Source organism: Aliidiomarina soli (genome assembly GCF_003986975.1).
Lineage (GTDB): Bacteria > Pseudomonadota > Gammaproteobacteria > Enterobacterales > Alteromonadaceae > Aliidiomarina > Aliidiomarina soli.
In genome coordinates this window covers 227716-253819 of the sequence record NZ_PIPO01000003.1, presented here as the reverse complement: position 1 = coordinate 253819, position 26104 = coordinate 227716, and the positions used below count along the sequence as shown (strand labels likewise).

Genomic DNA, 26104 nt, shown 5'->3' with positions numbered 1-26104 from the left:
CTGAATTACCAGTTGGTCGTGGGCTTTTGCAAACGTTGTTTACGTTCAAATTCGCGAATACGCTGATAAGTATGCTGCACCGACTGCTTGGTCACCGGGTTGCGGTTACCATCCAGCACTGCCGCTCGGGGCATTGCGTCCGCGATTTTATTTGCCGCATTGTACATCATGGTGAATGCCTGATGACCGTCACTTTTTAGTGGCAGGGTCATAAACAGCACCAGCCCTTCTGTATGGAACCGCTCCATACTATGGATATCGAAGGTCCCGGGGTTAAACATATTGGCCACGCTAAATAACACAGGTCCATGTCCGGAGGACTCCAGGTGACGGTGGAAAATATCCATTTCACCATATTTGAGCCCCAGCTCAGCGGTCATCTGCAGCAATATAGCGCCCTGAATATCCCCGGTAATAAACAAGGTAATCACTTCCATGTCGTCCTTTGCTGCAGGCTCTGCTTGAGGTTCTTCTTCCGCCTCTGCAGGCTCTTCAAGCGGGCTGTGCTGGTCGTTCTTAACCTGCTGCGCCTGATCGGTTGTTGCCCGCGGCGACTGCTCTGCGCCCGCGCTGTCATCCACCAGCTCGTTATCGTCATCAAGCAAGCCCATTTGCTGCTGCTCAACTGACGCCCGCTCATCATTCAAATCAATTTCCATTTGCTGCAGATCTGGCTCATGCAACTGCTCATCGTGCAGCAGATCAGTTTCCACATCAGTCGCTATCTCAGGCTCACGCTTACGGCTACGGCCCGGTCTGGTCGACACGTCACGCGGTGGTCGCGAGGTATCCTCGCTGAGATCAATATCATCGGCGGCACTGAACAGATCGTCCGCCTGCCGGCTACGTTTGCGTTCAAGGGTTTCCTGCTCTCCTCGCGCTTGCTGGTTATTCTTGCGGATAGTCCATAGCCCCTTACCAAGCAGGGCTAGTATCACCAGTAAACCAATTATCATTAGAGCAATGCGTAAGCTATCCATCGTGTCCTTGTAACCCTTTGTTAGTATCAGGAGGCGTCGGCCAATGCCACGGCCTCATCCACATCGACTGCGACCAGGCGACTAACACCTGGTTCCTGCATGGTTACCCCAGCGAGGTGGGTCGCCATCTCCATCGCTATCTTATTATGGCTGATATAAATAAACTGTACCGATTCTGACATTTCCTGCACCAATCTACAAAAACGACCAACGTTGGCATCATCCAATGGTGCGTCCACCTCGTCGAGCATGCAGAAAGGCGCAGGGTTCAGGCGAAATATAGCAAATACCAGCGACAATGCCGTTAACGCTTTTTCCCCACCCGAGAGCAAGTGAATAGTGCTGTTCTTCTTGCCCGGGGGCCGCGCCATGATAGTGACCCCGGTTTCCAGCAGGTCGTCGTCAGTCAGTGCCAGGTAGGCACTGCCGCCCCCGAATACTTTAGGGAATAACTGACTCAGATCGCTATTGACCTGATCGAAAGTTTTGCGAAAACGTTGCCGTGTTTCTTTATCGATCTTTTTAATCGCGTCTTCAAGTAACGCCAGTGATTCATTCAAATCATCATACTGACTGTCGAGGTAAGCCTTTCGTTCCGCCTGAGCCTCGGCCTCTTCGATCGCCGCCAGGTTAATCGCCCCAAGCTGCTGCAACGCGCGGGCTATCTTGTCCAGTCGCTGCTGCCATTCACCTTCGTCTGCATCCTCCGGCATGGCTTCCAGCACTTCTTTCAATGCATAGCCTGTTTCCTGCAGCCCTTCAAGCAGGCTATGGCCTCGTTCGCGGGAGGCGGCCAACTCAAGCTTGCTAGCTTCGACCTGCTCTCGCTGCTGCTCAATTCTCTGCTGCACACCTTGCTGACCACTGTTGAGCACGTTCAACTCAGCGTCGACCTCTGCCAGCGCCTCAGCAAATGCCTGTTTCTCCGCCTCAGCGTCTTCGCGGCGAGCCAGCGCTTCCGCCAGCTCTTCCTGCTGTTCGGTCGTATCCTGATCCTGCTGCTGCCCCTGCAGACCCGCTATACGCTCACGTAACGCTTCTTCATTGCTGCTACTGCGTTGCATGGAACGCTGCAAATGAGCCTGCGACTGCTGTGCCTGCTGCTGCTTCAGTTGCAGCTGATAGACATCCTGTTGCACCACCTGTTGCTGGTCGCGCACCGCCTGCAATTGTTGCCGTGCCTGACTCAATTGTTGCTGCTGCAACTGTTCTGCCGGCTCCTGATCACTTACTTCACTACGCAGGCTGTCGAGTTCATCTTCCAACGCCAGCTTACGTTCTTCCTGTTCAGCCAGGGTCAGCGATAATTCCTCAACACTTTGCTCCAGTTCGTCACGCTCTTGTTGCTGGTGCTCAAGCCGTTGCTGCAAGGATTGCAATTCAGTGCGTTGCTCAAGAACCTGCTGCTGACGGTTACGTAGTTGCCCGGCAATACGCTCCAATTCAGTTTCGCTGCGTTGTTTTTCCTCGCGCAACTCACGTTGCCGTTGTTCCAGCGCCGCCGACTGCTGCTCCAGTTGCGCATAATCTGACTGCAATTGCTGTAAGTTCTGCTGCCAGGCAAGAACACTGTCCGCCGAATCGGTTGGCTGTTGAATACCATCCGGGGTATACAGCCGCCCTGCTTCGTCAACAGCCATCAGGTAGGACTGCTGGCCAAATAACTCTGCCGCTTCCTCTCCGTCCGCGACCACTGCCACATGCCGGAACAAATGCAGATGCGCGGCATCACCACTTAACCGGGTGGCCAGGCTTTTCGCCGGAGGCGGCTCAGCGGTTTTAGTCAGGTGCAACAGCCCCCCCTGGGTTAACGGCGCTTGCAATAACGTTTCGAACTCTGCCTGACGCAACACAGGTGCATGCAGCAGCGGGCCTGCCACCGCTTCAACGGCACTTTGCCAGCGTGTATCGACCTCCAACAGCTGCAACAATGACGGCGCATGCGCCTGGCCCTGAAGCCAGCTATCAAGCGCTGGTTGCTGAGCCGGTTCGGCACTGGCCAGCAATTGTTCAAACGAGGCGATGCGGCCGCTGACTTGTTGCCGCTGGCTGTTCAGCTGGTGTACTTCAGCACTCAGCGCTTCCAGGTCAGTCGCTTGTTGCAGGCTATGTTGTTTTGCTGCCTGATAAGTCTGTTCAGCTTCCTCTAGCTGCTGTTCGCTTTCACTTAGTGTGGCGCTTAACTGCGCCTGTTCCGCTTGCAAATTCTGTTGCTGTAACTGAGCCAGGCGCGTTTGCGCCTGCTGATACTGAACATCCAGCCGCTGTTGCAAGCTCTCCATGCCGGCCAGTTCAGTCTGACCAACCTGGATCCGCTGATTTCTATCGCGCATTCGCTGCGCGAGAGCATCCGCTTCCTGCTGCTGGTTTTGCAACGCCTCTTCAAGTTCGAGTAAACGTTCACTGCTTTCTTCAAGCTCAGCCTGTTTAAGTTCAAACTCCGGCTCAAGCTGTAGCAGCGTTTCTGCTATCAACTCAGCCTCAGCGCTTTCTTCGTCCAGCTGGCTACGCAACTGTTCAAGCTGCAGAGTCGCTTCGTCCAGATCACGCCGCCTTTGGTCCGCCAACTGACGTTGATGCTGAATACTCTGTTCAATCCGGGTAATGTCATTGTTGCACTGGTAGAAAGCTTGCTGCGCTTTATCAAAGTCAGCTTTGAGTTGTGCCTGGCGCTCACGAAGCTCGGTCTGGCCACGTTCACTGCCACGTTGTTCGGCTATCCACCGTTCTAACTCGGTTTGCTCGTCACGCAACTGAGCTTCAACCCGGTCACATTGCTGTTGATAATGCAGCCAACGCAATGCCTGCAACTGTGCCTTAAGCGTCCGTTCTTCCGCTTTTAAGGTTTTATAGCGCTGCGCTGCTGCTGCCTGACGTTGCAATTTGGCAAGCTGAGTGCCTAGTTCGTCACGCACATCGGTTAATCGTTCCAGGTTTTCCCGCGTGCGGCGCATGCGGCTCTCGCTATCCTTGCGCCGTTCTTTGTATTTCGAAATGCCTGCGGCTTCTTCAATAAAGACACGCAGCTCCTGCGGGCGGGACTCTATTAAGCGGGAAATCATACCCTGTTCAATAATCGCGTAGCTACGTGGGCCTAATCCTGTCCCCAGAAACAGGTCCGTAATATCGCGGCGCCGGCATTTACTGCCATTGAGGAAATAACTGGACTGGCCATCCCGGGTCACCAGGCGTTTGACAGAAATTTCCTGATAACTGGCATACTCGCCCTGCAAGCGCCCTTCGCTGTTATCGAAAACCAATTCAACACTGGCCCGGGAGACTGGCTTACGCGAATTCGATCCGTTAAAAATAACATCGGTCATTGCATCGCCACGCAAATTCTTCGCCGAGCTTTCGCCCAGTACCCAGCGCACCGCATCAATCACATTTGATTTACCGCAGCCGTTCGGCCCGACTACACAGGTCATCTGCTCGGGGAAAGGTACTTTGGTTGAGTCAACAAAGGACTTAAAACCAGCCAGCTTGATATAATTTAAGCGCATCATTTATAGCTTTTTATTCGCGAGCCCCTAGTCTAGCGGCAAACCAGACCTGACTACAACTTTGTCATAACTATGCAAAAATACCCGTAGATGTTTGCAGGCTGCGGCGAAGATACATAGTATTAGCTCCAACCCAACAGAACTAACCATCCCGAGGTGTATTTTGCCGTTTCGCAGGCTTCTTAATCTGCTATCGCTGTTTGCTCTTATCGCCAGCTCCGCACAGGCGGAATCCGGCAAAGGAGCCGCCGACAACAAATACACCCTAAGCACCTCGCTATGGACGACACATTTTAATCCGCAGCCAGATCATAACAACACTCAACATTTTATTGGCTTTGAACGGCGCGGCGACAATATGGTGTCAATTCCACTTAACACACGTTTCCCGGCATTAAACAACGCCACCCCGTTACTCGGATTCGCTTTTTTTAATAATTCGTTTTCGCAGTCCAGCGTATATGCGTACGCTGGTTACGACTACAACTTCTGGCAACGTGAAAACAGCGCCATGTTTGCTAAAGTGACTGCTGGCTTTATTCACGGTTACCGTAATGAATATCAAGACAAGGTACCGTTTAACCATTTTGGCACCTCACCGGCGGCCGTTCCGAGCCTGGGGTTCCGTTATAAACAGATGAACGCCGAGCTAGCCGTTCTTGGTGTCTCCGGTGCTATGTTACTAATTGGTTATAATTTTTAACAAAAGCCATTGCCGATACTAAACATTCATCGTAGTATTAGTAGCTAAGTGTTGATTTATTTATTCATGGCCTGAGGTTTCATACCTATGTTCCAGCGCTTACTCTACATTATCGGCTTTTGCATCCTAAGCTCAGCGTCAGCTTCTGAGCAGTCTCCTCAGCGTATTATCTGGTTAACTGACGTTGACCCTGACGTGCCCGTCGCAACCCCAACTTCCTCTTCTGATATCAATAGTCAGTTACTTGAGCTGTATCAGCCTTACCTGAGAGACTTCGACGTCCAGCCACGCTTTGTTAATTCAGCCCGCGCCCAGGCGATGCTGAGCGAACAGGCTCATGTCTGTCGTGGTAAGAGTGTTTATAATGAAGAACGTGGTCAGTACGCCTATGCATCGGCCCTGCCGCAGGTGGTGTTCCCGCCGCTGCGGCTGTATATGCTGGCGTCTCATCGGCTGGCGGACCAGGTCGAAGCGTTAAAGTCTGCTTCGGAGGATGACCATCTCTCACTGCAGGACGTGCTTTCATTGAGCCCGAATCTGACCCTTGGCCTGGTCCGGGGCCGTTCCTACGGTGAAGATTTAGATCAAGCACTCAGCAGAGACCGTCATAGCAACCAGTTGTGGATCCGATCGGTACCTGATCAAGCGTCCGGGCTTTTCGATATGCTCGTCAGTGGGCGCATCGACCTGACCATTCATACCTCAGTCGCGATGGAACGCTTTATTCAGATGAGTAATCAAGCGCAACCTGACCTTAAAGTCATTCCCTTACGCGAAGCAGACCGAGCCTTGCTTGGCTACCTGCTGTGTAATCGCAGCGAGCAGGGTCAGCAGTTTCTGCAAAGCGCCAATTTGGCGATTGAAGAGCTTAGCCGCACGCAGGAATACTTTGATATGCATATGAGCTGGGTCCCGGCTGCCGAACGGCCCTATCTGGCACGCTTATACAATGACATCTATGGGACCAGTTTCCGCCCCGATTAATCCGCCTCGTCGATGTCCGGAGTTTGTGGCAGACGTTTGTTCGGCTGTACTCCCATCGCCCGAAACTTCTCTACCCGGCTAATGATGTTGCCTCGCCCTTCGGCTAATTTGTTAAACGCGGAATCCAGGTGCTTTTCGGAGTTTTGCAACGCGCCGCGCACCTTCTGCATGTCCTCGACAAAACCAACAAATTTGTCATACAGCCGGGCTGCGTCTTCAGCAATACGCTGCGCATTCTGGTTCTGATATTCGTATTGCCAGATATTGTGGACCGTGCGCAGAGCAACCAACAGGTTGGTCGGGCTAACCAGCATGATATTGTTATCCAAAGCCAGGCTAATCAGCTCGGGATCTTTATCCACCGCCAGCAGAAACGCTGGTTCCAACGGAATAAACAACAGCACATAGTCGAGCGTTCGCACGCCATCTAAACTCTGATAATTCTTTTTGCCGAGCTCTTTTATATGCTGACGTAAAGACTGCAGATGCTGCTGCATTGCCTGCTCTCGCATGCTCTCATCGTCACTGTTAAAATAGCGCTCGTACGCGGTTAACGACACTTTCGAATCGATAACCACATCTTTGTCATTCGGCAAATGAACCACCACATCGGGCTTAAAACTCTTACCTTCTTCATCCCGGTGTTGGCGCTGAGTTGTATATTCATGCCCTTCTCTCAACCCGGACTGGTCAAGCATACGGCCCAGTACCACTTCGCCCCAGTTGCCCTGCTGCTTATTGTCGCCCTTTAAGGCCATGGTCAGAGCCTGGGCTTCAGACGCCATTTGCTGATTGAGCTGGCGTAACTGATTCAGTTCCTGCTTTAACGACGCCCGTTCCTTGGTTTCATCATTAAACTGCTGCGACACTTGCTGGCGAAAGGTATCGATTTGCTGACGCAGAGGTGCCAGCGTATGGCTCAATGTTTCCTGATTTCGTTTATTGAATTGCGCTGAGGTTTGTTCCAGGATGCGTCCTGCAAGACGTTCAAACTCTTTTTCGAGGCGCTCTTCACTGCGCTGAAGCAGGCTTATTTTTTCATCCGCATGCTGCTTAATTTGCTCAGACTGAGTGCGGGTGCTGGCCAGTTTTACCTGAAGTTGCTGTTGATAGTGCTGCGCTTCACGCAGCTCATCCTGCTGCGCTTCAAAACGTCTGGCCAGTTCATCGTAACGCGCTTCCAGCAGGCGTTTGGGTTTTAGGTTCCATAACCCGTAAACACCTGCGCCAAGGGCAAATGCTGTTACCGCGGCAAGGGCCAGCAACCAAACCGGCGAGCTGAGCTCCATTTAAAACTCCTTCATTGCTTTTCAAATAAAAAGGCCTGTTGCCAATCATATCGGCAACAGGCCTTGCATGCATCCATTATAGGCGGCTTAGGTGTAGTGACTGCCCCAGCTACGCTTAGCCTGGAAAGGCATCAGCTTCAGCGATCTTAACTGCCCATGTCTCCGGACCAGCCTGATGCGCATTGTTTCCTTGCGCATCTACCGCAACCGTCACCGGCATGTCTTCGACTTCAAACTCATAGATAGCTTCCATCCCCAGATCGTCAAAGGCAACAACCTTTGCTTTCTTCACCGCTTTGGCCACCAGGTACGCCGCACCGCCCACCGCCATCAGGTAGACAGCCTTATGTTGAGCAATGCTATCGACCGTCTTCTGGCCGCGCTCTGCTTTGCCGATCATACCGATAATCCCGGTCTGCTCGAGCATGGTATCGGTGAACTTATCCATCCGCGTGGCTGTGGTCGGCCCTGCAGGCCCGACTGCCTCGTCGCCAACAGGATCGACAGGCCCTACGTAGTAAATAAACTTATCGGTAAAGTCGACGGGAAGCGGTTCACCTTTGCTCAGCATGTCAGCGATTCGCTTATGTGCGGCGTCACGCCCGGTTAACAACTTGCCGCTCAGAAGTACGGTTTCACCCATTTTCCAGTCAAGAACATCGTCTTTTTTCAACTCATCCAGGTTCACCCGACGAACATTTTCACCCACTTCAAAGGTAATATCCGGCCAGTCTTCTAGTTTCGGCGGCTGCAAATCGGCGGGTCCCGACCCGTCAAGGGTAAAGTGCACATGCCGCGTCGCAGCGCAATTTGGGATCAGAGTGACCGGCTTGGACGCCGCATGGGTTGGCAGTGAATTAATTTTCACATCGACCACTGTGGTAAGCCCGCCGAGACCCTGAGCGCCAATACCAAGCTTGTTAACCCGCTCAAAAATTTCCAGCCGCAGTTCTTCTTCCGCGTTCTGTGGGCCCCGCTCAATAAGTTCGTGAATATCCACCGGGTCCATCAGCGACTCCTTGGCTAACACCGCGGATTTTTCCGCTGTACCACCAATGCCAAGACCAATCATACCTGGCGGGCACCAGCCAGCGCCCATCTTCGGCAGTGTTTCAACCACCCAGTCGGCAACCGAGTCACTCGGATTCAGCATCACCATCTTCGATTTGTTCTCAGACCCGCCACCTTTGGCCGCGATCATGACATCCACCTTTGCCCCGTGAACCATATCCAGGTGCACCACCGCAGGCGTATTGTCACCGGTGTTCTTGCGCGTTCCAGCAGGGTCAGCGACGATAGAAGCACGTAACGGGTTATCCGGGTTCAGATAGGCGCGACGGGTGCCTTCATCGACCATTTCCTGCACCGTCATATCCGTTTTATCCCACTGCACATCCATTCCAACTTTGACAAAACAGGTAACAATTCCGGTGTCCTGACAAATTGGGCGATGTCCCTGGGCTGACATCCGTGAATTCTGCAGCATCTGCGCGATCGCATGTTTCGCCGCTTCACTTTGCTCGCGTTCATATGCGTCCGCCAGCGCCTGGACAAAATCCAGCGGGTGATAGTACGAAATAAACTGCAGCGCATCTGCAATGCTTTCAATAAAATCCTGCTGTTTTATCACTGGCTTGGTGTTGCTTGACTCAGATTTTGCTGACATAGCTTGGGTCGACATAATTACCTCTAGTCCGGCTACAATGGTTGCCCGGCGCTAACCAGGAAACGTGATTCTTAAGCGGCGGTTATGATACTCTGTTTACCTTCAAGCTGCCAGTTAGAGACCTTGTTAAATGCCTCTGTCATCGTTATCCAATGTAGTACTCAGTCGCGAAGTTCCGTACTCCGACTGGTCCGATACACTGGCCCTGTTCACCCCGTTCAGTCGCGAACCCTGGGCGTTGCTACTTGACTCGTCAGCCAGTGTCCACCCCAATAGTCGCTACGATATTCTGCTGCGCCAACCACTGCAGCAACTCAGCGCATCGGTGGAAGAACTGCGCCAGCAAGGGCTGGATCCATTCGAGAAACTGCAACAGCAACTCTCGGCTCAGGCGGACTATAAAGGCGAGCACGACTTGCCATTTACCGGCGGCGCTGCCGGCTACTTTGCATACGATCTCGGTCGCTTACTGGAGTCCATTGACAGCCCGGACGCAGGATCTGCGAGCAGTGATATTAATCTGCCTGATATCGCCCTGGGGTTTTATCAGCACGCATTAATTATCGACCATCAGGAACAGCGTAGTTTTGTCCTTGCCCCCGCCGACCAACTTGAGCACTACGAGGCATTCTGGAAGCCTCCGCATGCACTGGGGCAATTTGATTTTTCCCTATCCAGTGCCTGGCAGAGCAACATGACTAGACCTGCCTACCTTGCAAAAATTAAGCATATCCATCAGCACCTGCGGGCGGGAAACTGCTACCAAATAAACCTCGCGCAACGCTTCAGTGCCAGCTATCAGGGTGATGAATGGCTCGCTTACAAAGCGCTTCGCGAAGCAAACCGGGCACCTTTTTCTGCTTTCATGCGCCTGCCTGACGGAGCCATATTAAGTCTGTCACCTGAACGATTTTTACAAACCGATGCCACCGGCGCAGTGCAAACAAAGCCTATTAAAGGAACGCGTCCGCGCAGTAATGACCCACGGACCGATACCCTGCAACGGCAACAGCTCGCCGCCTCGGCCAAAGATCAGGCCGAAAACCTGATGATCGTCGATCTGCTGCGCAATGATTTAAGCCGAACCTGTCTCCCAGGCAGTGTCAAAGTTCCGGCTTTGTTTGCTATCGAGAGTTTCAATGCGGTGCATCATCTGGTTAGTACAGTCGTCGGCCAACTTGCGACACCACTGCAAAGCATCGAATTGCTGCGTGCGGCGTTTCCTGGCGGTTCGATTACCGGGGCACCGAAAATCAGCGCCATGCGAATTATTGACTCACTCGAGCCCCACCGACGTAGTGTGTACTGCGGCAGTATCGGCTATATTAATAAAGATGGTTCCAGTGATACCAATATTGCGATCCGAACCTTAGTCGCCGCCCAGGGCCACCTGCATTGTTGGGCTGGTGGCGGGATCGTGATGGATTCAGTAGCGGCAGACGAATATCAGGAAACCTTTGACAAAGTTCAGCGAATTCTCCCTGTACTCACCAGCATGGGTCAGGCTGATCAAGTGAGTCGCGGTGATGATTAAAACCCGGGAGCAGTTTATTCGCCAATTCAACCTCGGCCGGCCAAGCCCGACACGCTTTGTCAAAGAGCTCCCCATCCATTACGAATTGCGCCCGTCGGCGGTATTAATTGCGCTGGTCGAACAGCCTCAGGGCATTGAAGTGGTACTGACTAAGCGTACTGATAACCTGCGCCACCATGCTGGCCAGATTTGTTTTCCGGGCGGTCGCCAGGACGCTGACGACGGCTCACTGCAGGTTACCGCCCTGCGCGAGTTCGAAGAAGAGCTCGGGGTACACCGCGATCAGGTAGAGATTATCGGGCAACTGCCAGACATGCCGGTGATCAGCCGTTTTATGATCCGCCCCTATGTTGGGTTTCTTAAGTCGCTGCCCCAGTGGCACCCTGCTCCGGCTGAAGTTGAAGAAGTATTCACCGTACCGCTGCACCAGTTGCTCAGTCATCAGCTGCATTATGCCTATCAACTGCCACGCTTCGGTGTGCAGCGAGTGTGGTTCATTCCCTGGCGTGAACGAATGATTTGGGGCGCAACCGCGGCGATTGTGCGCAGTTTAAGCGAGCAGCTTCTACCCACAACACAGAAGCTGTACAGACCACTTAACTGAGGCTTGCATAAGCCTCGCTTCGCCCCCACACTAGCCGTCATACTAAGCCAATGACATGAATAACGGAGTTTTCGAATGATCAGCGTATTTGATATGTATAAAGTCGGTATCGGGCCATCCAGCTCGCACACCGTTGGGCCTATGCGTGCTGCCCACGACTTTATGCGTGAAGTCGACAAGCAATACGGGGTCAGCAACGTCACCCGGGTTGAAGTCGAGCTGTTTGGATCGCTCGGTCAGACCGGTAAAGGCCACGGCACCGGAAAAGCGGTCATTCTCGGTCTTGCCGGTGAACTGCCCGAAAGCGTCGATACCAGCAAAATCGATGATTTCCTTGCCGATGTTGACCAGAGTCAGCAACTTCCTCTGCTCGGAGAGCATCCGGTTAAGTTCCCGCGCCAGGGGGCGATCGTGTTTCATCGCCGCAAAAGCATGCCTAAGCATGCCAATGCGATGGAACTGCGCGCCTATCAGGATGAAACCCTGCTGCATAAAGATCTCTATTACTCCATTGGCGGTGGTTTTATCGTCCGCGATGCGGATTTTGATGAAACGCTGGAAGAGGCCATCGAACAAAGCACCAAGCCGATTCCTCACCCATTCGACTCGGCCGCGGACTTGCTTGAGCAATGCGGCCAGCATTCAATTAGTATCAGTCAGCTGATGATGGCGAATGAAAAAGTGGAACGCGCAGAGGACGATGTTCGCGCAGGTCTGCTGCATATCTGGAAGACCATGCAGGACTGTATTGACACGGGCATACGTACCGAAGGTATTTTACCCGGTGGGCTCAAAGTTAAACGCCGGGCGCCGGGCTTACACCAGTGCCTAAGCACGGAAGAACAGAATGACCCAATGGGTGCAATGGACTGGGTAAATCTTTATGCCCTGGCTGTCAACGAAGAAAATGCGGCCGGTGGCCGTATCGTGACCGCACCGACCAATGGTGCGGCCGGTATTATTCCGGCAGTGATGAAATATGCCGACACCTTTATCCGTCCGCTAACTGACGATGATGTAGTCAACTTTCTGCTGACCTCGGCGGCTATCGGGATTCTGTATAAGAAAAACGCCTCAATTTCCGGCGCAGAAGTTGGTTGTCAGGGCGAAGTTGGGGTCGCCTGTTCAATGGCCGCTGGTGCCCTCGCTGAAGTCATGGGTGGCAGCGTACGGCAAGTGGAATGTGCCGCCGAAATCGGTATGGAGCACAACCTCGGCTTAACCTGTGACCCCGTCGGCGGTCTGGTTCAGGTACCTTGTATTGAGCGCAATGCGATGGGATCGGTTAAAGCCATTAATGCTGCGCGTCTGGCACTGCGCGGAACCGGTGATCAGAAAGTCTCGCTGGATAAGGTTATTAAAACCATGTGGGACACCGGGAACGACATGAAAAGCAAATACAAAGAGACCGCCCGTGGCGGCCTCGCAGTTAATATTACGGAGTGTTAAACAGCAACCTCAGTACATCGGCAGCTCGAAGTTCGCAAACATCGCTTCGAGCTCGTCGTGACTGCGCATTGTCATTGCTTTTTCGACCACTTCTTTTGTCAGATGCGGCGCAAAGCCCTCGATAAAGTCAAACATATAACTGCGTAAAAATGTTCCTTTACGGAAGCCTATCTTAGTCGTCGAGTGATCGAACAGATGCCCTGCCGGAATTGCCACCAGGTCATCATCTTTCTGCTCTTCATACGCCATACTGGCCACCACCCCAATACCAAGCCCCATGCGCACATAGGTCTTGATGACATCGGCATCAGTCGCAGTAAATACAATCTGCGGGTCAAGGCCGGCACGGGAAAAAGCTTTATCCAGCTCAGAGCGACCAGTAAACCCATACACATAAGTAACCAGTGGAAAACTGGCAACATCTTCAATGCTAATGGATGCCTTTTGCGTTAACGGATGCCCTTTGGGCACCAACACTGAACGGTTCCAGTGATAGCACGGCAACATAATCAAATCATGGTAAAGATGCAGCGCTTCGGTGGCGATTGCAAAATCCGCCTTGCCTTTTGCCGCTGCTTCACTAATTTGTTGCGGAGACCCCTGGTGCATATGCAACGAGACCTGAGGGTACTTGTTGATAAACCGCTGGATCACCGGCGGCAATGCGTAGCGCGCCTGAGTGTGTGTGGTCGCGATATTGAGCTTACCCTGATCGGGTTTGGTATGTTCTGCAGCGACCGCCTTAATGGCATCGACTTTCGACAGGATATGCTGGGCAATTTCAATCACGTCCTGTCCTGCTGGCGTGACGTGAGTCAGATGCTTCCCACTGCGGCCAAAAATCTGAATGCCAAGTTCATCCTCCAGCATCCGGACCTGTTTACTAATACCGGGCTGAGATGTGAACAGACTCTCAGCGGTGGCTGACACATTAAGGTTATTGTTAACCACCTCAACGATGTAACGTAATTGTTGCAACTTCATATACATTGCCTTGATTGAGCCTGCCGTGACGCGGGGTTGGCTACGACAAGCGAAAGCATCCGGCCAGGCCTCTACTGGCTGGCGGTCCCTTTGCTATATTCTCTAACCGTATAAGATTGTCAATATCTATTCAAAGTGTCAAATATAAGCGTTGAATGGACTGTATTTTTCTCTGTCCAGGCCGATACATAATCAGAATTCTTTACACATTGATCCCGGACGCGCAGATTATGCTAAAAGATCACAACCAGGCAGCCGACTTCGCCACTATTTTAGGGGCTGCGGTGCATGACATGAAAAACTCGCTCTGGCTGTTGCTGCAGAATATTAATGAAGTGTCCGAAGAGCTGGGGGACACCCCTGCAGGACGCTCTTTGGCCGATATTCAGTATGAAGCACAACGCCTCAACACCGGGCTCATTCAGTTACTGAGCTTGTACCGCAACGAGTATGACGCCCTGCCCGTTAGCCTCGAAGAGCAGTTTGTCGATGAACTCTTCGATGATTTAGTTGAGGATAGCCGTTTTTATGCCCAGCGCCACCGGGTAGAGCTAAGCATAGACGTCGACTCTGGGTTGACCTGGTTTATGGACCGAACCCTGATCAACGTACTGCTGCAGGATGTGGTGATTAACGCCCTGCGCTACGCGCATCAGCGTGTTCATCTGACCGCTGTGGTAGAGGATAACCAGCTGCTTATTACAGTGCGTGACGACGGCGACGGCTACCCTGACGATGTGCTTGCGCAAATGGCCTCAGGTGAACCCGATATCCGCTCAGGACGCACCGGGCTGGGCCTCTATTTCGCTCAGCGTATCGCCCAGGGCCACGCCCGCCACAATGTCGCCGGTAGTATCCAGCTTAGTAATGCCAGTCAGCAGGATGACAACGGCATGCCAGAGCATGGTGGCATTTTAACCTTGCAACTACCGTAAGTGTAAAAAGTCAGTTATTATACGCCCTGCGGTCAAAATTAATAAAAAATGAAAGGAACGCACAACGCATGCTATACGTCATTATATTGCTTATTGTCGCTCTCGTTTTACTCGCTTTCGCGGTCAATGCTTACCAACAGCACCGCCAGCGACAGGAGCTGGAACGCCGACAAAAAATGGCTCGTTTTCGCAACACCCTGGATGAATCAGAAACGCTGATTGCCAATGCCAACGTGTTTCCCGTCGGCCGCAGTCTGATCTACGTGCTGCATGCCCGTGCCCGTGATGCACTGCATAAGCTGTCTGAAGTTGCGCCTAAAAATGAACTTTATAAAGAACGTCTGCGCGAGTACGACGAAATTATGAATACACTGCGCCCGGACGATCACACTCTGGTCACAGAGACCTTTGCGCTACCTGAAGGCGACAAGCAGATCATCACCATGATTCAGTCGCTGAAGAAGCTTCGCAGTGTGTTAAAAAGCGAACACAACCGTGGTCGCATCGACTCCAAGCACTTTCACGAAGAAGACCGCCGGCTCGAATTTACCCAGCTTAGAATTAACGTAGAAAGCCTTGAGCGACGCGCCGATGCTGCATTCAATTCCAATCTGACCGGGTCTGCCCGTCAGTATTATGAGAAAGCCTTATCCACGCTGCGTAACCAAAGTTACTCCAACGAGTACATTGTCGACCACACCACCCGGGTTGAAAAACGCTTACAGGAAATTACTGACTCGCTACGCGAAACCAACTCTCGCGATGCGGCGGAGCGTGCAAAAGATGTCGATGAACTGGATGAACTGTTCCAACCGAAGAAAAAATGGTAAGTCATGAGCAAGGATTCACGCCTGGTTTACAGCACCGATAGCGGCCGCATTGCACAACCTGAGGCAGCGCCTCAGGTTGGCCCCAGTGACGGGGTCGTCCGTATTCAACGGGAAACCAAAGGCCGCAAAGGGAAAGGGGTGACCATTATACGCGGTCTGCCCCTGCCCCAGGACGAACTAAAGAAACTCGCCAAACAGCTAAAAAAGCTCTGCGGCGTCGGTGGCAGTGTTAAAGACTTCGATATCGAAATGCAGGGCGATCAGCGCGATGCCTGCAAAGCATTTCTAGAGAAGCAAGGCTATCAGGTTAAACTGGCAGGCGGCTAAGCTTACATTGGCAGGATGCACTCGACGGTGCGTCCGTTATCGTTCCAGCACAGCTCACTGGTTAATTGTCTGATTAGCTGCAACCCACGTCCAAAACCATCATCCGTAGGTTCCTCTGCGACCAGTTCGGCATGGCTGAACCCGGTACCGGAATCAGTCACTCTAAGTTTCAAATAGCGTCTGGCTGGACAATACTCAATCCCAAACTCGATCCATCCGTGTTGCAACGCCTGTAAACGCTCCTGGTACAACTGATAGTACTGCTCAAACCCTTCCGGCGTGCTCTTCAGGCTTGAATCAAGTTGCAGCAAGCCATGTTCCAGCGCGTTACTGTAGGCCTCCTGAAGAACCGTAAACAACTGCGATTTAACCAAGCCAAAACCAGGAATATGAGACAAATCACGGACAATTTGGTTTACTGGATCGAGCTGCTGAATGTCCTCACTGTGCAGGCGTATTTTGACCTCGAACGGGATCCCGGACGGAGTGGTGTTGTCCTGGCGTGGCTTGAGCCCGGTCGGTCTGCAACGCAACCACGCCATCGACACATCATCACGCTGCTTACGCCCAATCATCAGGCGCTGCACTGCAGCGGTCAGTTCGCCCATGTTAGTGCAGCCCTGCAGCAGCTCCCGCACACCATCCACGCCGAGCATTCCTTGCTCGGCAGGCAGTTCCGTTAAACCGTCTGTATATAAAACCAGGCTATCATCCGGACTCACCCGCAACGACGAAACCCGGCTATCAAATTCATTATCAGTCAGGATCCCAAGCGCCAGATGCTGCGGTTGCAACGCCGCCCAGGCCCGTTGATCAGCACCCAGCAATACCGCAGGCGGTATGCCGCCGTTCCAGTAGCTCACACGCTCACCGGACGCAGAAAGCTCCACCACTAATGCAGCAAGGAACATGTCGGTGGGCAGTAAATGATGCAGCCGCTTGTTAATCTCGCGCACGATCTCACCAACCGAAGCCCCCTGCTCCGTTAAGCTAAAGAAGGTTTGTGAGGTCGGTAATGCACCGACGGCGGCCGATAATCCATGCCCGGTAAAATCACCCAGTAACACATAGATGTTACCTAGTGGCCCGGGAGCCGCCAGTAACAAATCGCCGTTAAACATAGACATCGGCGACAGGTAGGTATGCAGGTTAGGATAATCCAGATAATTATGAGCTAACGAGTTCTGGAAAATATGTTCAACGATTTGATGTTCACGTTCGATACGGCTTGAATGATACGCCAGCGCTTTATTCTTTTCGGCCAACGAACTACTTAATTCGCGGGTACGCATATGCGCGCGTAGCTTCGCCTCCAGCACCACGGGTTCAAACGGCTTACTGATAAAGTCATCACCACCAGCTTCCAGACACTGTAACAGGGTCTCCTGCTCATCCAGTGCGGTGATAAAAATTATCGGTAAATGGACTTCCCCCGCCAGCTGTTTCAACTTTGGCGCGGTGGCTAAGCCGCTAAGGCCAGGCATAAGCACGTCAAGCAGCACCAGGTCTGGGGTAAAACGCGGGTACACGGCAAGCGCGTCAGCGCCGTCGTTAACAGTCAGGCACTGGTAGCCAAAGCCACGCACCATATCGCTTAGCAGCAACCGGTTCGCAGCCTGGTCATCAACAATCAGAACGCGCATCATCAATCGATATGAAAAAGTTTATCGAAACGGGCTATTTCAAGGATATTACGGATTTCCGGCCGGCAATTAACCAGGTGAAAATTTTTCTCACCCACACCGACTGACTTGCGCATATTCAGCAGCATACCCAGCGCACAACTGTCGATGTATTCAGTTTCACGAAAGTCCACGACCACCGTCTCAGCGCCGTCTTTCAGCTCAGCATAGGACTGTCGGAACTGCTGGACCAGGCCAAAATCAAATTTGCCTTTGACGTGGATAACAAATTGCTTGTTGTCGTTAGAGTACTCGGTCGAGAGGGTCATTTGGTTACCATCCGTTATTTAGGTCAGTGTGACAAAGGTAATCAGCAGAAATAATTTTAAATTCATACCTTTGTCCTAGTACAGCTTGTCAAATGCCGTGTGATTTCTTACTCTGGTGACCTACAACATATGCAGGAATTATTTAATGTCGGCTCAGTTTAACGCCAGTCAGTTGTCCATTCTACTCATTGAACCTTCCGAGGTACAACGCAAAGTCATTACACGCCACCTGGCCGACGCGGGAGTGCGCCAGGTTGACGGTGCAGCGACCATCGCTGAGGCCCAGGAAAAGCTGGGTTACCTTAATCCGGATCTGGTAGCGAGCGCGATGTACTTCGAGGACGGTGACGCCGACAAAATACTCGACTTTATGTTCTCTCAGCCGCATCTGCGTGATACCCCGTTCATGCTGGTCAGTAGTGAAACCAAACGCAACTACATCGAACAGTTTAAGCAACTCGGGGTCGTTGCTATCCTGCCCAAGCCCTTCACGTTCCCGCATTTAAAACGAGCTTTAAATGCAACAATTGATTTAATTGAACCCCAGGCACTGAAGCTAAGTAATTTTGAAACGGAAGATTTGAGCGTGCTGATTGTGGATGACAGCGTCACTTCGCGTCATTACCTCGGGCGCGTGGTACGTAGTATTGGGATTGAGAATATCGTTGAAGCAGAGAGTGGCGCCCAGGCTATCGAGGTACTACGCGATTACCCGGTCGACCTCATCGTCACCGACTATCATATGCCAGAGATGAATGGCGACGAGTTTGCCAAAACTGTGCGCAATGAACTGAACCAGCAGCACGTCCCTATTCTGATGGTTTCGGCCCGCGCCGACGAGCTTCAACTGGAGCAGATTGAGCAAAGTGGGGTCAATGCACTCACCGACAAGCCGTTTGAACCAGAAACCTTGCGCACCTTGCTGGCAAGTATTCTCGACGACCTTTGAGCATAGTCTGCGCGTATAAAAACGGCGCAGAATCAAACAAAAAAGCTGCAGTTCAATACTGCAGCTTTTTGTTTTGCACCTATAAGTTCATGCACCTCAGAGCTTAGTCACGACGCTGACGATACTTGTCCCATAGCTGAGTCTGGCGACTGCTCATTTCGACCGCCCGGCCGTCAATAAACATGTAATCCACCGAGTGCTCTAGCGGATCAAGTATATCCCCTTTTGACACCACCAGGCTGGCACTTTTACCCACTTCCAATGAGCCGAGGCGGTCTTCAACCCCCATCAGCTTTGCCGGTGCCATGGTGATGGAATAGAGAGCGGCGTCATGATCAAGCCCAAATGCGACCGTATGGCCCGCCGCAAAGGCGAGGTTGCGAGTATCCCAGAAACCCGGGTAAGCAAGTGCAAACTCCACGCCCGCCTGCGCCAGCTTGGCTGGGGTCGCAAAGGCGGTGTCGTAGGCATCATCCTGACGCGCGGGTAAGCCGTAGGCATCCCCGAAAACAACCGCGATATTGCGCTGAGCAAGTTCGTCGCCCATCATCCAGGCATCGCGCCCACCGATAATGACCGGGGTGATCCCCTGCTCGTCCGCAAACTCGATAGCCTGGGTGATTTGACGGCGGTCATCGGCATGAATAAACAGCGTTTTGGAACCATCAAACAAGCCGCGCATGCCTTCCCAGCGAACGTCCTGACGTCGCTGAACACCGGCTTGCTGAGCATCAGCATAGGCTCTGGCAGTGGTAAAGACGCGATCCAGTTCGTCACGCATCTCGGCCTGTGCTTCGCGCTGCTCTGCTGGCGAACGTCGTTCCCACGGAGAATTACTAACAGCAACCTGAGGCCAGCTGATATGAATACCAATGTCCGACTCAGTCAGGCTGTCACGGTTGTTCCACCCATCCAGGCTCATTAAGCTGGAGTTACCGCGCACCAGGTTGCCTTGCGGCACCACCTGCGCGTGGGTAATACCATTATAACGGACCGTTGGGATAACATCGGAGTCCGCATTAAACGCAGTATGTGCGGAAACTTCCGGGGTGATATTGCCAATTTCATTGGCATCCCTGGTTGCCCGAACGGCTTCCATTTCAACTAACCCCAGCGTGGTATCCAGGGCTATCAAACCAGGGTATACGTGGCGCCCCTCAATATTAATGATCTCAGTCCCTTCAGGCAGGTTGATATTGCTGCCAATGGCGCTGATTTTACCGTCTTCAAACAACAAGTCGCCCTGAATACGGCCGTCCGTTATAGTGTGCAAAGTGCCACCCTGAAGTAACACTGGTGAGCTTTGTGCACTTCCGGGCGCGACATTATGAGCCAGCACCGGTGCGGCTAGAACACTCGCCGCTAGCAAAGTTAATGCATATTTCATTCGTGCTGTCCTCCATGTTGATGGCCATGAGCAAAGGTTTCTGACCAAACATCGTACTCACTGTCACAATGCCAGGTTGGCTGTTCTGTCTTATAGCCATTGCTGGCTCCGCGGCTGGCGTTGCTGCCTTCGGCGAGGATCTGTTGAATCAATGCTTGCTGTTCCTGTTGAATCAGCTCACGGCGCTCAAGATCCGCCTCACGGTCAAAGAACTTATGACCCTCAATCCAGGTTTGCTGGACCTGAGCATACGCCGACAGTGGATGATTATTCCAGAGTACGAAATCAGCATGCTTACCTTCTTCAAGACTCCCGACCAGGCTGTCAATTTCCAGCTGCATGGCCGGATAGAGCGTAATCATACGCAGAGCTTCCTGCTCATCCATGCCACAGTAGCGCACTGATTTCGCGGCTTCGATATTCATTCGGCGCTGCAGATCGTTGCTATCAGAGTTAAGGCTGGTCAGTACGCCTTGTTCCATCATCTCACAGGCATTGAACGGAATAGCGTCAAAGGCTTCAATTTTGAACGCCCACCAGTCGGCAAACGTTGATGCGCGGGCACCATGTTCAGCCATTTCCGACGCTACTTTATAACCTTCCAAAATATGAGTGAAAGTATGAATGCTAAAGCCCAGCTCATCGGCGGTTTCCATCAATGCTAAGACTTCAGAAGCGATATAGGAATGAGCATGGATATGACGTTCCTCACGCAGAATTTCCAATAACGCTTCTAAGCGATAATTACGACGCGGTGGTGCAGTTCGTGAACGCTCACGTCGGCTCATATCGTTGTAGGCTTGCTGCGCCTGCTCATATTCAGCAGCAGTGCGGAAGAAATCGTGGATAACTGCGACAACACCCATACGGGTTTGCGGGTAACGGTGATTATTAATCCCCCAGTTACTCTGTTTCACATTTTCGCCGAGGGCCATCTTAATGGTTGGCGGCGCTTCGCTGAACTTAAGTCCTTCTGCATTCTCTCCCCAGCGCAGCTTGATTGTCTGCCCCTGCCCGCCAATGGGGTTAGCCGAGCCATGCAATAAATGCGCGACCGTGGTACCACCGGCTAAAGAACGGTAGATATGAACATCATCCGGATTTACCACATCACCGATGCGAACTTCAGAGGTGATTGCTTCGGTGCCTTCATTGACCCCGCGAGCAATCGCAATGTGCGAATGCTCATCCACGATACCAGGCGTAACATGCATACCTGTCCCGTCGATTTCCAGGTATCCGCGAGGTGTCGGTAAATCCTCACCGATGCTGTAGATACGTCCGCCACGTACCACCATGTCCGCGTTTTCCAGAACACCGGCATCTGCAGATGTCCAGATTGTGGCATTCTTAATGATCAGGTTCTGTTGCTCTGGCAGCTCGTCTACCCCTAAGCCAATATTCGGCAAGGTCAGCTGGCTACGGTACTCTGGTGAACCAGCCTGACGAGCTGATGTCTGCTCCTCGTCGGCATCGCCCTGACGCTCGGCGACCACAGCATGGTCCCGACCCGCGGCATCGGTATAACTACCGGATAACTGGTCTCGGTTACGGGCACTTAAGGAAAAGCGGTAAACACCATTACCACCGAACGCTTGCATGTCCACCACAAAATTGAGCTGGTGAGCCTCTGCCACTACGTGAGTGACGTCGGCCTGATGATCATCAACACTTAGTGTGCCTTTCACATCGCCTTGTTGTTGCAATGTCAGTGTGTAACTTTGCCCTTCAACGTTGATGCTGAACTCGCCGGCAAAGCGGGTTGGGTGCATGGGCTTCAGTGCATGTTCCTGGCCCTGAGTCCACACCGAAACAATTTCACCGTCACTAAACAGATCGCCGCGAGTGACCACAAAGTCGGCCATATAGCCCGGTACCAGGCGACCAGCCTTGTCGTCCACACCAGCAATACGTGCAGCTGACGTGGTTAACGCGGCCAGCGCCGTGTCAGGTTGTAAGCCATGCTCGATGGCCTGCCGTACATTGCTCAGAAAGTCGCTACGGTTTTCAAGCCCGTGCAAGGTGAACGCAAAGTCGATCCCAGCGTTGGCCATTGCAGCCGCATTGCCGGGTGCGCGTTCCCAATGTCGTAAGTCAGCAACCGACACATCCAGCTCAGCATACTGAGCACTTACATCAGGTGCCGCCGGGTAATTCAACGGCAGAATCAACGACGAACCAACTTCAGCAATATCCGCTAAGCGCGCATATTCAAAGCCCGACCCGACATAGCTGACCGGGACATCGAACTCGCTGAATACCTGGTGCGCACGGGCAATATCGAGCTCTTCAGTGGTTTCAAAAATAACCCCCTGCTCAGACACATTACTCAGCGCAGCAAGTGCTGCATTGTATTCGAGTACACCACCGCCACTCAGGGTCCGGCCCTGAGCCTGCGCGTACCACTGGGCGTCAGACAAGGTCTGGCGAATTAACGCAACACTGCCCATCAACGAGGCCGGATACTGCTGGGTCGAACTGCCTTTATCGAACGAGCTAAAATGGCGGGTGACAGGCTGGTAGACCACCTGGTTTGGAATTTCATCGGCAAGCGAGACGGTGGTGCCCTGGCCGCGGAAAATGCCATCCATACGGACGCTCTGAACCGCAGTGAAGCCTAATTCACGATAATTATCGGCCTGCTCTGAGTCGGTTGAAAACCCATCCACCCAGCGCAATTGAGCATGAATCGCATCATTTGCCGCATTGCCGCCAGTGCGTTGGTTGTCGTACTGAGCTGGCTCGCTACGCGTATAGCGTTGCGCAGCCTCGGCTTCGGTCACCCCATAATTGCTATACGGGTCAATAAAGCCCGGGTAAATGGTATAGCCGGTCGCATCGATAACCCGCGCCCCCTGAGGCGCCCGGTTGTTACGCTGAACCGCAGAAATTTTTCCGTTTTCGATCACCAGCGTAGCATTATCTAACTGCTCACCAGGTTCGGTCACGATGGTTGCGTTTTGCAACGCAACTAAAGTGGGACTGTTGTCGTGGAGGCCGCGAACTGGTGTAGTATTGCCAGCTGACGCTGTCACCACCACAGTTCCCAACGCTGCCAGCAAACAACTTGCCAGACGCCCTTTCCCCTTCATGTGGATCCCCTATATTCTAATTTACTTATATTTTGTGTATGTTCAGGCCAGTAGGCATTAAAACCGACTGAACCAGGAAGCACAAGAGAGCCGCCCGTTTAGTAAGTTAAATCCACAGCTTTGCTCGACAAACCGCGATAAATCTCTAAACTAAAATAAATTTCAACCTTTACAAATAATTAAAGGATGCTCTCATGCACACAACTATGCTCCGCTCGCTTAGCCTGCTCACTCTGTTGGGCATTAGCTCACTCAGCTTTTCCGCCCATTCTTCTGCCTTTACCGAAGCAGAAGAAGCCGTCGAGTACCGCCAGTCGGCACTCCAGCTGATGCGCGAAAACTTCTCCGTCATGGCCGACATGGTTCGGGGTGACATTGACTACGACGCAGCCACATTTGAAACCCGCGCGGAGGCTTTCTATCATGCCAGCCATTTACCCTGGGATGGGTTCCGTGATGCAGGTGAAAACTTTCGCGGTGATGGCGACGCTCTGCCCGCCGTATGGGAAAACTGGGATGATTTCAGCCAACGCATTGAGCAACTTAAAAGCGATGCCAAAGCATTAAGTGAGGCATCCGCCAGTCAAGATATGAGTACCATTCGTAGCGCATTTATGAGCACTGCACGCAACTGCCAACAATGCCATGACCGCTATCGCGAGTAACCAGGACGACTAGCAATGACCCACTTAGTTCGCGTCTGGGACAGTTTCGTCCGCGCCTTTCATTGGATACTGGTGCTATTACTGCTTGGCCTGTGGTTTACCGGCGGTAAAATTGACTACATCGACATACACGTCAAGCTGGGGTTGTTCACCCTGGCGCTTCTTATTAGCCGCCTGATGTGGGGAATCGTCGGCAGTGACAGTGCCCGTTTCGCCGATTTCGTACGCGGCCCGGTGCGCGCGTTGCGCTTTTTGCGCGATGAAATACGCGGTAGAAACCCAGAGCTTGCTGGGCACAACCCGGCCGGTGGCTACATGATCCTGCTGCTATTGGCGCTGGTGCTGGCACAAGCAGTAAGTGGGCTGTTTACCAATGATGATCTGTTCTTCATGGGTCCACTGGCGAACTGGCTCGATTATGACACCCAGCGCATGCTGACCCGCTTTCACGGGACTAACTTTAACTGGATCCTTATTGCTACCGCGGTTCATATTATTGCGATATTTATTTATATGGCGCGCAATAAAGATCTAATTACGCCCATGTTCAGTGGTAACAAAAAGCTAAGCAAAGACACCGCAAAACCCCGTATCATCAACGGGGGCATTGGCTTTGCCATTTTTATTGCCAACCTGGTCTGGGTATTTTGGTGGCTTGGTTAGCATGCTACACTAGCCGTTCACTTATACGACGAGCAAGGTTGTTATGCACACAGTGTTGATTGCCGATGATGATTTCATCAGCCTTGAAGTGCTCAAAGCGATGCTGGATGAGTATCCACTGGATTTACTGGTCGCCAACAATGGCGAAGAAGCCCTTAAGCTGGCCCGGGAAGGTGAACCCGAGCTGCTTATTCTTGATTACGACATGCCCGATATGACGGGCGCCGAGGTTTGTCGGGCATTGCGCGAAGACGCGCAATTCAGCGATCTCCCCATTATTGCCTTAACCGGGCATCAAAGTGTCTCAGAACTGAATGCTTGCCGCATGGCTGGCATGAACGAAACGTTGCACAAGCCAGTTTCACCGGACAGTCTGCACGTGATTATGCAGCATTATCTGAGTTTGTAAGGTAGCAGGCGGATTGAGATCGGACTGAAGCCACCTTCAACGTGCTTTTGCATCATCCGCCTGTTGCAATAAAGCGCTCGACTCGGCCAGAAATGCCTCCGCATCCTCGCCAAACCAGTCGGCTACTTTATTAAACTCGGCAATAAAACTGTCCCGGCCGCCCTGTTCCAGCGCTTCCAGCAAATTCGCGAAGCGTTGCAGGTAGCGCCGGATCATGGCGAAATTCTGCGGAGCGTCGAGAATAATATCGGCATACAAAGCCGGGGACTGAGCAAACAACCGTCCGACCATCATCAGTTCGAGACGGTAAATCGGCGAACTCAGGGTTTTTAACTGGTTTAGGCTGGCATCCTCCTCCATCAGATGAACACCATACGCGAACGTACTCATGTGACGCATAACCTGAATCAGGCTCATGCTCTCATCGTGAGATGTTGCATCCAGCCACTCAATATGTGCGCCCCAGGTCTGCAACTGAGTAATTAACCAGCTATAAGTTTCAGCTTGACGTCCAGCGGTGGCCACAATCAACTGCTTTGCCATGCTGGATACATTGGGACCGAACATCGGGTGCAGGCCGACCACGGGCCCTTGGTGAGCCGCCAGCATCGCTTCCAGTGGTCGTGACTTAACTGAGGTTAAATCTGCCAGCACGCAATCCTGAGGCAAGTTGGTTAAGCTACTAATCACTGCTTCAGTGCTGGCAATAGGCACGCTCACAAGAACCAGCGCCGCATCTGCAACCGCCTCTGGCAATGTCTCTACGTTGTCGGTATCAATCACATGCACCGGATAACCAGATAACTCAAACCAGTGCACAAACAGAGAGCCAAGCTGGCCGCGACCACCAATTACCACCACTGCGCGATCATCCTCACGTGCTTTTTTAAAACCGCGACCTTTCTGGCTCAGGTAAGACTCGCGCATCACTCGTCGTAAAACATCTTCAGCTAACTGAGGGTTAATTCCCTGCTGACGTGCTTCTTCGCGTCTGGCAGCGAGCAGTGCCCGTTCCCGTTCAGGAACATAAAGCGGTTGGCCTAACTGGGATTTTATCTCGCCGATCTCGCCGGTGACCTGTAAACGCTGGGCGAGCAAGCGAACCAGTTCGCTATCAATAGAATCAATCCGGGCACGCAATGCATCCAGGGAAGGTTTTGCCATGGTTACAATCTCATTTTTATGAAAGCAAAAGTTTAA

Annotated in this window: 22 protein-coding genes; 12 read left to right on the top strand and 10 right to left on the bottom strand. The window is 52.4% G+C overall.

From position 1 onward, the window contains the following. Positions 1 to 5: 5 nt before the first annotated feature. Together zipA and smc are read right to left on the bottom strand one after the other, a co-directional pair. Complete coding sequence (zipA, locus tag CWE14_RS07745; RefSeq protein WP_126798845.1) at positions 6 to 980, bottom strand: cell division protein ZipA; 975 nt, start codon at positions 978 to 980, stop codon at positions 6 to 8. Between the two features lie 26 nt (positions 981 to 1006). Further along, entirely contained in the window at positions 1007 to 4483 is a 3477-nt protein-coding gene (gene smc / locus CWE14_RS07740; RefSeq protein ID WP_126799102.1) for a chromosome segregation protein SMC, read from the bottom strand. 163 nt (positions 4484 to 4646) lie between these two features. Between smc and CWE14_RS07735 the strand changes: the two genes are divergently transcribed. After that, on the top strand, positions 4647 to 5186 hold the full coding sequence (locus CWE14_RS07735) for a sn-glycerol-3-phosphate transporter (protein ID WP_126798844.1): 540 nt from the start codon (positions 4647 to 4649) through the stop codon (positions 5184 to 5186). 87 nt (positions 5187 to 5273) lie between these two features. Further along, the gene (locus CWE14_RS07730; protein ID WP_126798843.1) at positions 5274 to 6170 is read left to right on the top strand and encodes a hypothetical protein; all 897 of its coding nucleotides are present in this window, start codon (positions 5274 to 5276) and stop codon (positions 6168 to 6170) included. On the opposite strand, the gene rmuC is transcribed toward CWE14_RS07730, so the two are convergent. Then, positions 6167 to 7459: a DNA recombination protein RmuC gene (rmuC, locus tag CWE14_RS07725; protein ID WP_126798842.1), complete on the bottom strand. Its 1293-nt coding sequence runs from the start codon at positions 7457 to 7459 to the stop codon at positions 6167 to 6169. The two genes, CWE14_RS07730 and rmuC, sit on opposite strands and share 4 nt — an antisense overlap. 115 nt (positions 7460 to 7574) lie before the next feature. Beyond that, on the bottom strand, positions 7575 to 9140 hold the full coding sequence (locus CWE14_RS07720) for a fumarate hydratase (protein WP_241972351.1): 1566 nt from the start codon (positions 9138 to 9140) through the stop codon (positions 7575 to 7577). 115 nt (positions 9141 to 9255) lie between these two features. On the opposite strand from CWE14_RS07720, the gene pabB reads away from it, so the two are divergent. The 3 genes from pabB (at position 9256) to CWE14_RS07705 (ending at position 12712) form a co-directional block, all read left to right on the top strand. Continuing rightward, on the top strand, positions 9256 to 10659 hold the full coding sequence (gene pabB / locus CWE14_RS07715; protein WP_126798841.1) for an aminodeoxychorismate synthase component I: 1404 nt from the start codon (positions 9256 to 9258) through the stop codon (positions 10657 to 10659). Beyond that, a complete protein-coding gene (locus CWE14_RS07710) occupies positions 10652 to 11263 on the top strand; it encodes a CoA pyrophosphatase (protein ID WP_241972350.1) in 612 nt (203 codons plus the stop codon). Before pabB ends, CWE14_RS07710 begins: the two co-directional genes overlap by 8 nt. A gap of 75 nt (positions 11264 to 11338) precedes the next feature. After that, entirely contained in the window at positions 11339 to 12712 is a 1374-nt protein-coding gene (locus tag CWE14_RS07705) for an L-serine ammonia-lyase (RefSeq protein ID WP_126798839.1), read from the top strand. Between the two features lie 9 nt (positions 12713 to 12721). Here CWE14_RS07705 and cysB read toward each other — a convergent pair whose 3' ends face one another. After that, positions 12722 to 13696 (bottom strand): HTH-type transcriptional regulator CysB, encoded by a 975-nt coding sequence (cysB, locus tag CWE14_RS07700; protein WP_126798838.1) that lies wholly within the window; start codon positions 13694 to 13696, stop codon positions 12722 to 12724. Between the two features lie 230 nt (positions 13697 to 13926). Here cysB and CWE14_RS07695 point away from each other — a divergent pair, with 230 nt between their 5' ends. From CWE14_RS07695 to yciH, 3 genes are all read left to right on the top strand, one after another. Beyond that, entirely contained in the window at positions 13927 to 14631 is a 705-nt protein-coding gene (locus CWE14_RS07695) for a sensor histidine kinase (RefSeq protein ID WP_157981796.1), read from the top strand. Between the two features lie 68 nt (positions 14632 to 14699). Continuing rightward, the gene (locus CWE14_RS07690) at positions 14700 to 15461 is read left to right on the top strand and encodes a hypothetical protein (RefSeq protein WP_126798836.1); all 762 of its coding nucleotides are present in this window, start codon (positions 14700 to 14702) and stop codon (positions 15459 to 15461) included. A gap of 3 nt (positions 15462 to 15464) precedes the next feature. Continuing rightward, complete coding sequence (yciH, locus tag CWE14_RS07685; RefSeq protein WP_126798835.1) at positions 15465 to 15788, top strand: stress response translation initiation inhibitor YciH; 324 nt, start codon at positions 15465 to 15467, stop codon at positions 15786 to 15788. Between the two features lie 2 nt (positions 15789 to 15790). Here yciH and CWE14_RS07680 read toward each other — a convergent pair whose 3' ends face one another. Together CWE14_RS07680 and CWE14_RS07675 are read right to left on the bottom strand one after the other, a co-directional pair. Next, entirely contained in the window at positions 15791 to 17431 is a 1641-nt protein-coding gene (locus tag CWE14_RS07680; RefSeq protein WP_198676556.1) for an ATP-binding SpoIIE family protein phosphatase, read from the bottom strand. Between the two features lie 2 nt (positions 17432 to 17433). Then, positions 17434 to 17739 carry an STAS domain-containing protein gene (locus CWE14_RS07675; protein ID WP_126789781.1) on the bottom strand — a complete coding sequence of 102 codons (306 nt, stop codon included), beginning with the start codon at positions 17737 to 17739 and terminating at the stop codon, positions 17434 to 17436. Between the two features lie 145 nt (positions 17740 to 17884). Here CWE14_RS07675 and CWE14_RS07670 point away from each other — a divergent pair, with 145 nt between their 5' ends. Next, positions 17885 to 18688 carry a response regulator gene (locus tag CWE14_RS07670; RefSeq protein ID WP_126798833.1) on the top strand — a complete coding sequence of 268 codons (804 nt, stop codon included), beginning with the start codon at positions 17885 to 17887 and terminating at the stop codon, positions 18686 to 18688. Positions 18689 to 18791: 103 nt separating this feature from the next. On the opposite strand, the gene CWE14_RS07665 is transcribed toward CWE14_RS07670, so the two are convergent. After that, positions 18792 to 20075 carry an amidohydrolase family protein gene (locus CWE14_RS07665; RefSeq protein ID WP_126798832.1) on the bottom strand — a complete coding sequence of 428 codons (1284 nt, stop codon included), beginning with the start codon at positions 20073 to 20075 and terminating at the stop codon, positions 18792 to 18794. After that, positions 20072 to 23167, bottom strand: coding sequence for an amidohydrolase family protein (locus CWE14_RS07660; RefSeq protein ID WP_126798831.1), 3096 nt, complete (start codon positions 23165 to 23167; stop codon positions 20072 to 20074). Before CWE14_RS07660 ends, CWE14_RS07665 begins: the two co-directional genes overlap by 4 nt. Positions 23168 to 23361: 194 nt before the next feature. Between CWE14_RS07660 and CWE14_RS07655 the strand changes: the two genes are divergently transcribed. From CWE14_RS07655 to CWE14_RS07645, 3 genes are read left to right on the top strand one after another with little or no spacing between them, the layout of a single operon-like run. Next, entirely contained in the window at positions 23362 to 23832 is a 471-nt protein-coding gene (locus CWE14_RS07655; protein ID WP_126798830.1) for a c-type cytochrome, read from the top strand. A gap of 15 nt (positions 23833 to 23847) precedes the next feature. Next, entirely contained in the window at positions 23848 to 24495 is a 648-nt protein-coding gene (locus CWE14_RS07650; protein WP_126798829.1) for a cytochrome b/b6 domain-containing protein, read from the top strand. Between the two features lie 43 nt (positions 24496 to 24538). Then, positions 24539 to 24904, top strand: a complete 366-nt coding sequence (locus tag CWE14_RS07645; protein ID WP_126789787.1) for a response regulator — start codon at positions 24539 to 24541, stop codon at positions 24902 to 24904. 36 nt (positions 24905 to 24940) lie between these two features. On the opposite strand, the gene tyrA is transcribed toward CWE14_RS07645, so the two are convergent. Beyond that, on the bottom strand, positions 24941 to 26068 hold the full coding sequence (gene tyrA, locus CWE14_RS07640) for a bifunctional chorismate mutase/prephenate dehydrogenase (RefSeq protein WP_126798828.1): 1128 nt from the start codon (positions 26066 to 26068) through the stop codon (positions 24941 to 24943). Positions 26069 to 26104 lie beyond the last annotated feature (36 nt).